Origin of the sequence: Leifsonia poae, from assembly GCF_020009625.1 — a bacterium.
Taxonomy (GTDB): Bacteria; Actinomycetota; Actinomycetes; order Actinomycetales; family Microbacteriaceae; genus Leifsonia; species Leifsonia poae_A.
Map to the genome: position 1 here is coordinate 958,245 of NZ_JAIHLP010000002.1, position 14,500 is coordinate 972,744.

The window sequence follows — 14,500 nt, forward strand, 5'->3', positions numbered from 1 at the left end:
GCTCGGCCTCGCGCGCCTGGCAGGTCTCGTCGGCGTCGCAGGCCGGTGCCGGCCGGATACGCTCGACAGCGTGAACGATGATGAGCTCTACCGGGCCGTGCGCGAACGCTTCGACGAGCGGGCATCCGACTATGACGACAGCGCCATGCACCGTGGCCTCGCCGTCGCCGTCGCCGACTTCGTCGACCTCGCCGGCGTCGAAGCTGTGCTGGATGTGGCGACCGGCACCGGACTCGTCTTGCGTACGCTGGAGTCCCGCGCCTCGGCCGAGGGTCTTCGCCTCACCGGAATCGACATCTCCCCCGGGATGCTCGCCGTGGCCCGGCTCGCGCTCCCCAGCGCGGTGCTCGTCGAGGCTCCGGCCGATCGCCTCCCGCTCGACGACGACACCATCGACCTGATCACCTGTGTCACGGGCCTGCATCTCTTCCCGCATCCGCAGGCCGCGTTCGCCGAATGGGTGCGAGTGCTCCGACCGGGAGGGCGGGTGGTCACCGCCACCTTCCAGGAGTCGGATCCTCGCCAGCACGGCGGCGATCAGCGACCGGCCGCACCCGCACTCCCCCGCAACCACGACGCGTTCCGCACCCCGGAGGCACTGGACTCCGTCGCACGGCCCGCCGGCCTCACTCTGCGCCGCCACGAGACGTGGACCCACGGGCAGGAGGCCATCCTCGTCGCCGAGCTCACGCTGTGACACGCTGACACGCAAAAGCCCGGCCGCACGGTGGCGGCCGGGCTTCACCCGGTCACGACCGGGACGCGCGATCAGGCGTTCTGGTCCTGCTTCTTCAGGCGCGAGGTGGCACGGGCGCGCGCATTGGAGTCGAGCTCCACCTTGCGGATGCGCACGGCCTCGGGGGTGACCTCGACGCACTCGTCTTCGCGGGCGAACTCCAGGCACTCCTCGAGAGTCAACTGACGCGACGGCGTCATCGACTCGAAGTTGTCGGCCGTCGACTGACGCATGTTCGTCAGCTTCTTCTCTTTGGTGATGTTCACATCCATGTCGTCGGCGCGCGAGTTCTCGCCGATGACCATGCCCTCGTAAACCTCTTCGGTCGGGTTCACGAAGAACGTCATGCGCTCCTGCAGGGCGATGATGGCGAACGGCGTGACGACGCCCGAGCGGTCGGCGACGATGGAGCCGTTGCTACGGGTGATGATCTGGCCGGCCCAGTCGTCGTAGCCGTGCGAGATCGCGTTCGCAATGCCGGTTCCCCTCGTGGTGGTCAGGAACTCGGTGCGGAAGCCGATCAGGCCGCGCGACGGGACGATGAACTCCATTCGGACCCAACCCGTGCCGTGGTTGGCCATGTTCTCCATGCGGCCCTTACGGGCGGCCAGCAGCTGGGTGATCGCGCCGAGGTACTCCTCGGGGGCGTCGATCGTGAGGTGCTCGAACGGCTCCTGCAGTTTGCCGTCGACGCGCTTGGTGACCACCTGCGGCTTGCCGACGGTCAACTCGTAGCCTTCGCGACGCATCTGCTCGACGAGGATGGCGAGCGCGAGCTCGCCGCGACCCTGCACCTCCCAGGCGTCCGGGCGGCCGATGTCGAGAACGCGCAGCGAGACGTTGCCCACGAGTTCGCGGTCGAGGCGGTCCTTCACCATGCGGGCGGTGAGCTTGTGGCCCTTCACTTTGCCGACGAGCGGCGAGGTGTTGGTTCCGATCGTCATCGAGATCGCGGGCTCGTCGACGTGGATGGCCGGCAGCGCGCGGATGTCTTCAGGGTCGGCGAGGGTGTCGCCGATCATGATGTCGGCAAAACCGGCGACGGCGACGATATCGCCCGGGCCCGCGCTCTCGGCCGGGTAGCGGTCGAGCGCCTTGGTGATCATGAGCTCGGTGACGCGCACATTGTGAACATCGCCGTCATGGCGAACCCAGGCGACGGTCTGACCCTTCTTCAGGGTGCCGTTGAAGATGCGCAGCAGCGCGAGACGGCCGAGGAACGGCGATGCGTCGAGGTTGGTGACGTGGGCCTGCAGCGGCGCTTCCGGGTCGAACGACGGGGCAGGGATGTGCTCGAGGATCGCCTCGAACAGCGGCTCCAGGTCGTCGTTGTCGGGCAGATCGCCGTTGGCGGGCTGGTTGTGGCTCGCGGCGCCGTTGCGGCCGGAGGCGTACACGACGGGCACGTCGAGGATCTTGTCCAGGTCGAGGTCGGGCACATCGTCGGCGAGGTCGCTGGCCAGGCCGAGGAGCAGGTCCTGGCTCTCGCTCACGACCTCCGCGATGCGCGCGTCGCTACGGTCGGTCTTGTTGACCGCGAGGATGACGGGCAGGTTGGCTTCGAGCGCCTTGCGCAGCACGAAACGGGTCTGCGGCAGCGGGCCCTCGCTGGAGTCGACCAGCAGCACGACACCGTCGACCATCGACAGACCGCGCTCGACCTCGCCGCCGAAGTCGGCGTGGCCGGGGGTGTCGATCACGTTGATCGTGATGGGGCCGTTCGTGGCGTGCTTGCCCTTGTAGGAGATCGCCGTGTTCTTGGCGAGGATCGTGATCCCCTTCTCGCGCTCGAGCTCGTTCGAGTCCATCGCGCGCTCTTCGACGTGTTCGTGCGCTGAGAACGAGTTGGTCTGTCGGAGCATGGCGTCGACCAGAGTGGTCTTGCCGTGGTCGACGTGGGCCACGATCGCGACATTTCGCAGATCATCGCGGTGGGCGACGGCGTTCTCGGACATGCTTGATGGCTCGACTCTCGTCAGAAGATTGGTGGGAAACAGTCCATTCTATCAAGAAAGGGAGCGGCCACCGACCGGGACGGGGGACTGCCCCTCCCAGAGAAACCGCCGAGCGGTCGCAAAACGTCGTTCCCGACGCCGACTCGGGCGTGGAAGAGACGATTCGCGACCGCTCGGCGAGGTGAGGGCGGAAGACCCTGCTACTTCTCGTCGGAGCCGGCCGACAGGATCTGCGCACGCAGCTCCCGACGTTCACGCTGCACGACCGGGTCCGGCAGAGGCACCGCCGCAATGAGCCGCTGAGTGTACGGATCCTGCGGGTTGCGGAGGATCTCGTCACGGGTGCCGACCTCGGCGAGACGACCGTGGTGCATCACCGCGATCCGGTCGGCGAGGATGTCGATGACCGCCAGGTCGTGCGTGATGAACAAGCAGGCGAACTTGAACTCCTCCTGCAGGGCCTTGATCAACTCCAGCACGCGGGCCTGAACCGACACGTCGAGCGCCGAAGTGGGCTCGTCGGCGATGAGCAGATCCGGGTGCAGCGACAGCGCCCGGGCGATGCCGACGCGCTGCTTCTGCCCGCCCGACAGCTCGTGCGGGTAGCGGCTGTAGTAGGAGTGCGGCAGTTCGACCGCCGAGAGCAGCGCCTTCACCTCGCGCTCCAGCCCACGACCGGACGCCTTCTTGGCGAGCAGGAGCGGCTCGCCGATCGACTGGCCGATCGTCATGCGCGGGTTCAGAGACGATGCCGGATCCTGGAAGACGATCCCCGCGTTCTTGTGCACCTGGCGCACGAGGTGCCGAGTCGGCTTCGAGAGATCGGTGCCGACCACATTGAGCGTGCCGTCGGTGATCGGCAGCAGGCCGATCGCTGCGCGGCCGAGTGTGGTCTTGCCCGAGCCGGACTCGCCGACCAACCCCATGACCTCGCCCTTGTGCACGGTCAGATCGACGCCGTCGATGGCCCGGAACGCTTTGACGCGTCCGTGTCCCGGGTACTCGATGACGACATCCTTGAACTCGAGCACGGCGGGGCGCGAGTCCAGCTCGCGCGCCACGTCTTTAGCCGCTTCGAGCGCGTCCTCGTTCACTTCGATCTGCTCGCGCAGGTCTTCGGAGACCTCGACGTCGGCGCCGCTGGCCGCGATGAGCGCCGCGGTGACGTCGATCACCTCGTCGCCCGAGCCGGTGCCGAGGTGCGGAACCGCATCCAGCAGAGCCTTCGTGTACGGGTGCTGCGGGTTGGTGAAGATGTCGAGCGTGGGACCCTGCTCGACGATCTCACCCTGACGCATCACCGCGACATGATCGGCGAGGTCGGCGACGACACCCATGTCGTGGGTGATCAGCAGCACCGCGCTGTCCAGCTTGTCGCTGAGGTTGCGGATGAGGTCGAGGATCTCGGCCTGCACGGTCACGTCGAGCGCGGTCGTCGGCTCGTCCGCGATGAGCAGCCCCGGGTCGCAGGCGATCGACTGCGCGATCATTGCACGCTGCCGCTGCCCGCCCGAGAGCTGGTGCGGGTAGGAGTTGAACGCCTTCTCCGGGTCCGGCATCTCGACCATGGCGAGCAGGTCGATCGCCCGGCCGCGCGCCTCGTGCGGCGAAATGCCGTAGTGGATGCGCAGGGTCTCCACGATCTGGAAGCCCACCGTCAGCACCGGGTTCAGGGCCGTCATCGGCTCCTGGAAGATCACGGCGACGTCCTTGCCGCGGATGCCGCGCATCTGCGGTTTGGACAGCCCACGCAGTTCGCGCCCGTTGAGCTTGATGCTTCCGCTCACCCGGCTGTTCCCGGGCAGGAGGTCGAGCACCGACATCGAGCTGACGCTCTTTCCGGAACCGGACTCGCCGACGAGCGCCATCACCTCACCGCGCTTGATGCGGTAGGTCAGGTCACGCACGGCGGGCACCCAGTAGCCGTCGACAGCGAAGTCGACGTTCAGTCCCTCGACTTCGAGGACGGGCAGGTTTTCGGTCACTGTAGCCATCAGCTGGCAACCCTTTCCCGGCTCCGGAGAGCCGCAGGTGACACAAGCGAGTTGGGGGCGGCGATCGGACCTGACACGATGGTGTCATGGCAGAACCCGGCACCCGAGTCGTTTTCGTTTCCACGTTCAATCGAGCGCTGGCCGTCGTCGTCTGGCTGCTGGACGCCTTCGCTCTGATGAGCTATGCGATGCTGCACGCCGGACTGCCTCAGCCGCTGGTGCTGCTCCCGGTCGCGCTGGTCGCACTGGCGGCCTGGACCGCGCTGTGGCGTCCCCGGCTCGTGGTCGATGATGAGGGGACGGAGCTGCGCAACGTCTTCCGCACCGTGTTCGTGCCCTGGGCGGCGCTCATCCAGGTGGACACCCGCCATTCCCTGATGCTCTACACACCGGGTCACAAGTACAGCGCGTGGGTCGCGCCCGCCCCCGGCCGCACCGCGGCCTCGCGGGCCGCTCGCGCCGAGCGACGCGGACGAGTGGGCCCGGCGCCGACCCGAGACGACGGAACCGTGCGCCCCGGCGACCTGCTGGGCACCGACTCGGGACAGGCGGCCTACCTGGTGCGCGACCGGTGGAGCGAGCTGCGCGACAGCGGCCGTATCGAGGCCGGCGTGGCCGATTCGACGCCCGTGCGCATCCGGATTCACCTCTGGCTGAGCGCTGCTCTGCTCGTGCTGCTGGTGGCCAGCAGCTTCGTGTTGTTCGGCTGACCGCACCGCGACGGGAACGGTCACGAGCCGGCCGCTCGCGGGGTGGCCGCCGAATCGTCGGCAGGCTCGTGCGGCTCCGGCACCGGCTGCTCCTTGGTGTGCCGCAGGCTGAACCGCTGCTGTCGCGGGTCGAACGCTTCGCGCAGGCCGTCGCCGATGAAGTTGACGCAGAGCGCGAGAAGCACGATGAAGACAGCGGGCCACCAGAACAGCCAGGGCCTCGTGGTGAACGCACTCTGGTTGGAGCTGATCAGCAGGCCGAGCGAGGAGTCCGGCGACTTGATACCGAAGCCGAGGTAGCTGATCGCGGTCTCGAGCAGGATGGCCGAAGCGATCAGCAGCGTCGAGCTCACGATGATGACACCGATGGCGTTCGGCAGGATGTGCCGGAAGATGATGCGCGCGTCCGAGGCACCGGCCACGCGGGCCGCTTCCACGAACTCACGCTCGCGCAGAGCGAGGAACTCTGAGCGCACCAGACGGGCGATCACCATCCACGACACGAGGCCGAGCAGGAGTGCGAGCACGAAGGCGTTGAGACCGTTGGCCGACTGACCGACGATCGCGCCGACCACGAGCACGGGGATCACGATGAAGATGTCCGTGATGCGCATCAGGACGGCATCGATCCAACCGCGGAAGTAGCCGGCGAGGGCTCCCACCACGACACCGAGCACCGTGGCGAACAGCCCGATGACGACCATCACGAGCACGGAGTTCTGGATCCCGCGCATCGTGAGCGCGAAGTAGTCCTTGCCGATCCTGTCCTGACCGAACGGGTGCTCCCCCAGGCTGAACGGCCACAACGTGAGCGTCGGAGCGCCCTGGTTGAGCTGCGGGTTCAGCTGCCGGTAAGAGTAGTGCCACCAGCCGGGGATCGGTCCGAGACCGATCGCCGAAATGGCGAAGATCAGGATGAGGAGGTAGACGATGATCGCCGCGACCGCCACCTTGTTCTTCATGAACCGGCGGAAGATGATGCGGCCCTGGCTCTCGCCGCGGGTCTCCTCCGGCGTGTCCGCAGTCTCGAGCTCCGGGCCGAGGTTCGGCTCCGGCAGGTTGCCCTGGATCGTGCTCATCGAGCCACCTCCTTCTTCATGGTCGGAATAGCCGTCGTCGCCCGAGTCATCGCACACGCACCCTGGGGTCGAGCGCCGAATAGGTGAGGTCGGCGAGGAAGTTGAACACGATCGCCGTGATTGCGATCACAAGGAAGTACCCCATGACCGGGTTCACGTCGGTGCGGAAAAGGCCCGTGATGAACAACTGGCCCATGCCGCTGATGCCGAACACATTCTCCGTGATCACCGCGCCACCGAGCAGCGCGCCGATGTCCGTCGCGACCAGCGTCGTGATCGGGATGAGCATGTTGCGGAACGCGTGCCGCACGATCACCGTGCGCTCGGGCAGACCCTTCGCACGCGCGGTGCGCACGTAGTCCTGGTTGAGCACCTCGAGCATCCCCGACCGCGCGTAGCGGGTGTACCCCGCGAAGCTGATCGCCAGCAGGCTGAGCGTTGGCAGCAGCAGGTGCGTGAACGAGTCGAGGCTGGTGATCCACACATCGCCGTCGAGACCGGGGGTCTGCGAGCCGACCGTGGCGATCGGGCGACCGTTCGTGAGGTCGAGATAGGCCGGCCACGACCGCATCAACCGGTCGAGCACGATGACGCCGGAGCCGAAGAACGCGGTGAGCGCGCCGATGCGCACCATGAGGCCCCGGTCGTATCCGCCGACGAAGAAGCCGATCAGGCCGCCGACGACGATGGACGCGATCGCGAGGATGATCAGCGTGGCGATCGAGGAGACGTTGAGCAGACCCTGCAGCGCGAAGTAGCAGACGATCGCGATGGCCACGTTGATTCCCGCCGTGATCCACGCCTTGCGGTTGTGCATGCCCGCGAGCAGCGCGACGACCGCGAGGCCGATCGCGGCGCTGAAGACGATCACGACCACGGGGCCGAGCGACGGCTTGAGGAACCAATCGGTCGCCGACATGTAATAGAGGATGCCCGCGGTCAGGATTCCAGCGATCAGGAAGGTGATCCCGCGCTTCGCCCAGGTGCCGCCGGTGATGAGCTGCACGAAAAGCCCGACGAGCACCGCTATCACCACGAGCGCGATCGGCCCGATTATCGGATCGGCGAGGAAGTTGTTGTACCCGATCGCCACGAAGCTCTTCAGCAGCACGGCGATGAGGAAGGCCGGCAGCGAGAAGAGGAAGAAGCTCACCAGCGTGATCGAGTAGTCGAAACCCGAGTAGGCGCGCAGCGCCGTGACGATGCCGAGGGCCACACCGAGGATGACCGCGAGCACGAACGCGAGCACCACGAGTTGCAGCGTGGCCGACATGGCCTGCGGGAGCAGTTGGGCGACCGACTGGTTCTGGAACGTGGTGCCGAGGTCGCAGCCGCCGCCGATCGGGACGATGCACCGGGCGACGCCGCCGAGCCACAGCAGCCAGCGGACGGGAGAAGGCAGATCCAGGTGCTGAGCCTGCACGCGCGCGTCGATGAGCGCCTGCTTGTTCGGCGATGAACTGCCTTGAAGGTCTTGGAGGGGGTTCCCCGAGCCGGCGGTCAGGACATACATGATGAACGACGCGGCGACGAGGATCAGAATGGAGACGCCGATACGTCTCGCAATAAAACTCACCATAGAAAACGAGCACCTCAGGCTAGAGAGGGCGGTCGCTGCTATGGTCTCCGGCACCCGGATGAGGCGCGAACGGGAGAACAGAGCGTCGGCGAGTAATCACCGAACGGCCGCCCAAGGACGGGGCGCCGGATCCAGGATCCGACGCCCCGAGTGATTGAGTGATTCTAGCTCGTCTGGGGAAACGAAGTAGTGGTTACTTCGTCCAGTCCCAGACGTTCCAGAAGATGCCGTTCTGGCCACCGAAGTAGCCGATGTTCTTCACCTTGCTGGTGTTGGCGAACAGACCCGGCAGCTGGAACAGCGGCAGACCGTATGCCTGCTGGAACGCGATCTTGTCGAGCTGGAACTTGATGTTCTGCAGGTCGGTCGTGTCCAGAGTGGTCTGCGACTTCACCGCGAGGTCACTGGCCTCTTGGTTGTTGAAGTTGTTGTAGTTGCTGCCGTTACCGATCTGGAAGAGCTGCGGGAGCTGCGCGTTGCCGGCGCCCGGGTTCGCCCAACCGAACAGCGAGGCGTCGTAGTCGCCACCGGCGAGGAGCGAGCTCCACTGCGGCGAGCCACCGTCGACGACCTTGATGCCGGCCTTCGCCGCCGAGGACTGGATGGCCTGGAAGGAGTCGACACGGTTCGGGTTCTGCGAGTTGTACAGGATCTTCACCGTCGGGGTCTTGCCCGCGAGGAGCTGCTTCGCCTTCTCGATGTCGACCTTGTCGTACGCGGAGGAGCCGTTCTGCTTGACCGACTCGTCGTAGCCGTCCTGACCGGGCAAGAAGATCTGCGAGTCGAGGACCTTGGCACTCGAGTTGATCGGGGTGACGATCGCGTTCAGGATGTCCTGGCGCGGCACGGTCAGCAGGAACGCCTGACGCACGGTCGGGTCGGTGAACACCGGCGACTTGAAGTTCAGGTCGAGGTGGTCGTATGCGACCTGGCTGCCCTGTTCGAGGTCGACACCGGAAGCACTCTTGAGCGCCTTGACCGTGTCGGCGGAGGCCTGCGGCTGGATCGCGTCGACCTCGCCGTTCTGCAGAGCCGTCACCTGGGCGTTCGCGTCAGCGATGAAGCGTACGACGAGCTTGCCGAACTTGACGGCGTGCTTGCCCTTGTACTCGGGGTTGGGCACCAACGTCATCGACTGCTTCGGCGTCCAGGCCGAGACCACCAGGGGGCCGCCGGAGACGTAGAGCTTCTTGTCCTTCGGGAGCGAGGTGGTGTCGAAGCCCGTGTTGACGAGCTTCGCCGCCTTCTCGAGCGTGGCGTTCGGAGCGGCCGGGTTCGCCGTGTCGCCCTTCGGCGTGTCGAGGAAGGCCTTGGTCAGATCCTTGGTGGTCGAGCCGATCTCGGCCGCGACGACGTGCGCCGGGAGCTGGATCGGGCTCATGATCTCCCAGTCCACGTACGGCTGGTCGTAGGTGATCGTCATGCTCTTGTTGTCGCTGCTGACGGTCGGCAGACCAGTCGCGAAGACGCAACCGCTGGCGGTCGAGAAGTACTGCGTTCCCTTGGTGACGTCACCCTTGGCGTCGGTCGTCGAGGAGTCGTAGTAGCACGAGAGCTGAGCCCAGCCGAGCAGGAGGTCGTCGGCCGTCATCGGGGTGCCGTCTGACCACTTGGCGTCGGGGTTCAACGTGTACTCGACCTTGAGCGGGTTGTCGCTGAGCTTCTTGTAGCTGCCGAGGTCGGAGTTGTGGATGACCTTGTAACTCTGGTCGAGCGTGTAGAAGGTCGGCTGCGTCATGTAGTTGAGCATGCCGTTCATGTCGAGGTTGCCCTGAGGCGTGTTGTAGTTGAACGACGTAACTTCGTTCACCTGCGCGACCGTGATGGTCTTTCCCCCACTGCTGGCCTCGCTCGACGGACCGGATGTCGTGCACCCGGCCAGGACGAGCCCGGCTGCTGCGGCGACGGCGATGGCCCCGATGAGGGGGCGCAGTCGCGATCTGCTTGTCTTCAATGTTCCTCCTGTGCGAAGTGTGCGTCAGCGCCGGCGTGCGAGCGCGCCAGGGCCACCGCTGGATAAGAATGACTGTAGGTAGCGCCCGCGTTGAATGCAAAACGGCATCGGAAAACGTTACACAGTGGTAACTCAGTTGGCGAAAAATTGCACGATGCACACAAAAGCGGTGGATTTCAGCCGCAGGATGCAACGAAACGATCGGAACCTCGGGTTTGCGGCACCGTCCACCTTTACCCCACCCTGATGCCCGGGACTGGCAGGATGCCGTTATGAGCCGTGAAACCCCCTGGTCCGCCGAGGTGCCCGTCCCCCGCGCCGAACGGCCGAGACTGTGGTGGGAGGTGGCGATCGTGCTCGGGCTGTCGCTCGGCTCCTCCGCGATCTATTCCATCGTCGACATCGTCGCTCTCGTGACCTCGAAGAAGGCGCTCGCCGACCAGACGGCGAGCGTCAACCCCTCGCAGAGCACCCGCGAGTGGCTCGACTTCACCTACCAGTTCCTCGGCATCTTCTTCCAGCTGTTCGCCGTGGCGCTGGTGATCTTCCTGCTCTGGCAGACCCAGCGCAGCGGCTTCCGTCGGATCGGACTCGACGCGACCCGCCCGGGGAGAGACCTGTCCGGCGGCGTCCTGCTCTTTCTGACCATCGGTATCCCCGGGATCCTGCTCTACGTGCTCGGCCGCGTGCTCGGGGTGACCGTGCAGGTGCAGGCCTCACCGCTAGACACGTATTGGTGGACCATCCCGATCCTCGTGTTCTCGGCGCTGCGAGCCGGGCTGCAGGAGGAGGTCATCGTCGTCGGCTACCTCTTCACCCGGCTGCGACAGCTCGGCTGGGGCCGGTGGACCATCATCCTGGCCGCGGCCGTGCTCAGGGGCAGCTACCACCTGTATCAGGGGTTCGGGCCGTTCGTGGGCAATGTGATCATGGGTGTGGTCTTCGGCTGGTGCTACACCCGTTGGGGGCGTGTGATGCCGCTCGTGATCGCGCACACCGTCATCGACATCGTGTCGTTCGTCGGGTATCCGCTCGCCGTGGCGTGGTGGCCGCAGTTCTTCGGGTGACAAGCGCGCCGCGCGCCTCGTTCCTTCTCGATCTGTGCTCATTCGAGCAGTGCTCATTCGAGCAGATCGAGAAGGAACGAGGCGCTACGCGAAAGCCTCCGGAGGCGGGCAGGCACAGAAGAGGTTCCGGTCGCCCCAGGCCTGGTCGATGCGGCGCACCGGAGGCCAGTACTTCGCCCGCACCAGGCTCGGAACGGGATAGACGGCCCGCTCGCGGGAGTAGGAGTGCGCCCACTCCCCCACGATGACCGTCTCGGCCGTGTGCGGCGCATTGCGCAGCGGATTGTCGTCGGCCGGCCAATCGCCGGCGGCGACCGCGTCGGCCTCGGCCTTGATGGAGACCATCGCCGTGACGAACCGGTCGAGCTCGCCCAGGTCTTCGCTCTCGGTCGGCTCCACCATCAGGGTTCCTGCCACCGGGAAACTCATCGTCGGCGCGTGGAAGCCGTAGTCGATCAGACGTTTCGCGACATCATCGACGGTCACCCCCGTTTGTTCGGTGAGCGGGCGCACGTCGAGGATGCACTCGTGGGCGACGAGACCGTTGTCGCCGGCATAGAGCACCGGGAAGTGGTCGCGGAGCCGTGCGGCGACATAGTTGGCCGCGAGCACGGCGGCCCCCGTCGCCTCCTTGAGGCCATCGGCGCCCATCATCCGCACGTACGCCCAGCTGATCGGGAGGATGCTCGGGCTGCCGTACGGCGCGGCCGAGACAGGACCCCCGCCATGGTCGACCCGACCGCCGCCGGCCAGCGGGTGGTCGGCACGCTGCGCGAGCGGGTGTCCCGGCAGGAACGGCGCGAGGTGCGCCTTCGCCGCCACCGGCCCGACCCCGGGCCCGCCGCCGCCGTGCGGGATGCAGAAGGTCTTGTGCAGGTTGAGGTGACTGACGTCTCCCCCGAAGTCGCCGAATCGCGCGTAGCCCAGCAGGGCGTTGAGGTTGGCGCCGTCCACATAGACCTGGCCGCCGGCGTCGTGCACGGCCTGGGTGATGGCCACGACCTCGTGCTCGTACACGCCGTGAGTGGACGGATAGGTGATCATCAATGCGGCGAGAGTGTCGGCATGCTCGCCCACCTTGGCACGCAGATCGTCAAGGTCGACGTTGCCGAGCTCGTCGCAGGCGACGACGACGACCGACAGGCCCGCGAGGACGGCCGAGGCCGCGTTGGTGCCGTGCGCGCTTTGCGGAATGAGGCAGACTGTGCGCTGGAGGTCGCCACGTGAGCGGTGGTAGCCCCGGATCGCGAGAAGACCCGCGAGCTCGCCCTGGCTCCCCGCGTTGGGTTGCAGCGAGACCGTGTCGTAGCCGGTGACGTCGGCGAGCCAGCTCTCCAGCTGGTCGATGAGTTCGAGCGTGCCCTGCACATCCTCGATGGGGGCGAACGGGTGAAGCGCGGCGAACTCGGGCCAGGTCACGGCCTCCATCTCGCTCGCCGCGTTGAGCTTCATGGTGCAGGAGCCGAGCGGGATCATGCCCCGGTCGAGCGCGTAGTCCTTGTCGGCGAGGTACTTGAGGTAGCGCATCATCGCGGTCTCGGAGTGGTGCGTGTTGAACACCGGATGCGTGAGGAACGCGCTGGTGCGAGCGAGCCCGGCGTCGTACCCCCGGAGGCCGTGCAGCAGGATCAGCTCGACACCGCCTCCACCCCCGCGACCGAGGTTGATCCCCGCCTGGTGCTCCAGCTCGATCGGGTCGCCCGCATCGGGCTGGAAGACGGCCAGCAGGTCGGCGAACAGCGGGGAGCCGTCGAACGCGTCGCTCGCCGACTCCTCGTCGAAACTGAGGCGCACGGTCGTCGCATCGACGCGGTGAAGCAGGATGCCGCGTCCGTGCGCGCGTGCGACACTCGCCGCCGCATCGCCGACGGCCACCTCGAGGGTGTCGAAGTAGGAGGTCGAGGTGACGCGCACGCCCTTCGACCGGAGGAATCGGGAGGCGAGCACGGTCTGGCCGTGCACACGCTGAGCGATCGACTTGAGCCCCTGCGGGCCGTGGTAGACGGCGTACATGCCGGCCATGACCGCAAGCAGCACCTGGGCGGTGCAGATGTTCGATGTGGCCTTCTCGCGGCGGATGTGCTGCTCGCGCGTCTGCAGGGTGAGACGGTAGGCGGGCTTGCCCACCGCATCCTGCGAGACGCCGACGAGGCGGCCGGGGAGTTGGCGTTCCAGGCCGGAGCGCACAGCCATGTACCCGGCGTGCGGCCCTCCGAAACCCATCGGCACGCCGAAGCGCTGGCTCGTGCCGACGGCGACATCGGCGCCGAGCTCACCCGGGGAGGTGAGCAGCGTGAGCGCGAGGAGGTCGGCTGCGGCCACGACGACGGCCCCACCGGCCTTCGCGGCGCCGATCACCGGGCTCGGGTTCCACACACGGCCGGAGGCGCCCGGATACTGCACGAACAGGCCGAACGCATCGCCGAGCTCGGGAGCATCGGGTGACAGGGCGGCCAGGTCGAGCACCACGAGGTCGATGCCGACCGCATCCGCCCGATGCCGCAGCAGAGCGAGCGTCTGCGGGAAGGTGTCGCTGTCAACGATGAACCTCGAGGTTTTGACCTTGGATGCGCGGCGCGCCAGCAGCATCCCCTCGACGACCGCGGTGCCTTCGTCGAGCATCGATGCATTGGCCGTGTCGAGGCCGGTCAGATCGGCCACCATGGTCTGGAAGTTGATCAACGCCTCCAGACGCCCCTGGGAGATCTCGGGCTGATACGGGGTGTAGGCCGTGTACCAGCTCGGGTTCTCGAGCACATTGCGCTTGATCACGGACGGCGTGATCGTGCCGTAGTAGCCGAGACCGATCATCGAGCGGTTGACCGTGTTGTGCCCGGCGATCGCGCGCAGCTCGCGGAGCGCAGCCCGCTCACCGACCGCAGCGGGAAGGGAGGAAACGCGGTCGTCGTCCACCCGGATGGAGGCGGGCACCGCGGCGGTCACGAGCGATTCGAGCGAGTCGTAGCCGACGGCGGACAGCATCGAGGTCTGCGCGCCGGCATCGGTGCCGATGTGGCGCGACGGGAAAAAGTCAGTCATGTCGGGGAGGTCGCCTCACTCGCCCACGAGGGCGGAGTACTCGTCGTAACTGAGCAGGATGGGCAGCTCTGTGAAGGTCAGCTTCACGAGCCAGCCTTCGCCGAACGGGTCGCTGTTGACGAGTTCCGGGGCGTCGACGACGGCGGAGTTGATCGCGGTGACCGTGCCGTTCACGGGGGCGAACAGTTCACCGACCGATTTCGTCGACTCGATCTCGCCGACGACCTTGCCCTCGGCGAGCTCGCTGCCCACCTCGGGAAGCTCCACGAAGACGACATCGCCCAGCTTCTCGGCCGCGTACGCGGTGATCCCGACGGTGACTGTGTCGCCCTCCACGAGGATCCACTCGTGCTCGGCAGTGTATCGGAGGGTCGTGGGCTCGGCCAT

10 protein-coding genes are annotated in these 14,500 nt (G+C 66.6%); 3 read left to right on the forward strand and 7 right to left on the reverse strand.

Annotated elements, in window-relative coordinates; genetic code table 11:
* The first annotated feature begins 70 nt into the window (after nucleotides 1-70).
* On the forward strand, nucleotides 71-697 hold the full coding sequence (locus K5L49_RS05225) for a class I SAM-dependent methyltransferase (RefSeq protein WP_223690939.1): 627 nt from the start codon (nucleotides 71-73) through the stop codon (nucleotides 695-697).
* A gap of 71 nt (nucleotides 698-768) precedes the next feature.
* On the opposite strand, the gene typA is transcribed toward K5L49_RS05225, so the two are convergent.
* A complete protein-coding gene (typA, locus tag K5L49_RS05230) occupies nucleotides 769-2,691 on the reverse strand; it encodes a translational GTPase TypA (protein ID WP_223690940.1) in 1,923 nt (640 codons plus the stop codon).
* A 200-nt stretch (nucleotides 2,692-2,891) separates the two neighbouring features.
* Entirely contained in the window at nucleotides 2,892-4,685 is a 1,794-nt protein-coding gene (locus K5L49_RS05235) for an ABC transporter ATP-binding protein (protein ID WP_223690941.1), read from the reverse strand.
* 86 nt (nucleotides 4,686-4,771) lie between these two features.
* Between K5L49_RS05235 and K5L49_RS05240 the strand changes: the two genes are divergently transcribed.
* Nucleotides 4,772-5,395: a PH domain-containing protein gene (locus K5L49_RS05240; protein ID WP_223690942.1), complete on the forward strand. Its 624-nt coding sequence runs from the start codon at nucleotides 4,772-4,774 to the stop codon at nucleotides 5,393-5,395.
* Between the two features lie 20 nt (nucleotides 5,396-5,415).
* Here the strand turns inward: K5L49_RS05240 and K5L49_RS05245 are convergent, their stop codons facing one another.
* The 3 genes from K5L49_RS05245 to K5L49_RS05255 all read right to left on the reverse strand — a co-directional run bounded on the left by K5L49_RS05245 (nucleotide 5,416) and on the right by K5L49_RS05255 (nucleotide 10,007).
* Nucleotides 5,416-6,474 (reverse strand): ABC transporter permease, encoded by a 1,059-nt coding sequence (locus tag K5L49_RS05245; protein WP_223690943.1) that lies wholly within the window; start codon nucleotides 6,472-6,474, stop codon nucleotides 5,416-5,418.
* Between the two features lie 46 nt (nucleotides 6,475-6,520).
* On the reverse strand, nucleotides 6,521-8,053 hold the full coding sequence (locus K5L49_RS05250) for an ABC transporter permease (protein ID WP_223690944.1): 1,533 nt from the start codon (nucleotides 8,051-8,053) through the stop codon (nucleotides 6,521-6,523).
* Between the two features lie 193 nt (nucleotides 8,054-8,246).
* Nucleotides 8,247-10,007 (reverse strand): ABC transporter family substrate-binding protein, encoded by a 1,761-nt coding sequence (locus tag K5L49_RS05255; RefSeq protein WP_223690945.1) that lies wholly within the window; start codon nucleotides 10,005-10,007, stop codon nucleotides 8,247-8,249.
* Between the two features lie 272 nt (nucleotides 10,008-10,279).
* Here K5L49_RS05255 and K5L49_RS05260 point away from each other — a divergent pair, with 272 nt between their 5' ends.
* Nucleotides 10,280-11,074, forward strand: coding sequence for a CPBP family intramembrane glutamic endopeptidase (locus tag K5L49_RS05260; protein WP_223690946.1), 795 nt, complete (start codon nucleotides 10,280-10,282; stop codon nucleotides 11,072-11,074).
* A gap of 84 nt (nucleotides 11,075-11,158) precedes the next feature.
* On the opposite strand, the gene gcvP is transcribed toward K5L49_RS05260, so the two are convergent.
* Both gcvP and gcvH read right to left on the reverse strand, forming a co-directional pair.
* Nucleotides 11,159-14,113 (reverse strand): aminomethyl-transferring glycine dehydrogenase, encoded by a 2,955-nt coding sequence (gcvP, locus tag K5L49_RS05265; RefSeq protein ID WP_223690947.1) that lies wholly within the window; start codon nucleotides 14,111-14,113, stop codon nucleotides 11,159-11,161.
* Nucleotides 14,114-14,128: 15 nt separating this feature from the next.
* Entirely contained in the window at nucleotides 14,129-14,500 is a 372-nt protein-coding gene (gcvH, locus tag K5L49_RS05270) for a glycine cleavage system protein GcvH (RefSeq protein ID WP_223690948.1), read from the reverse strand.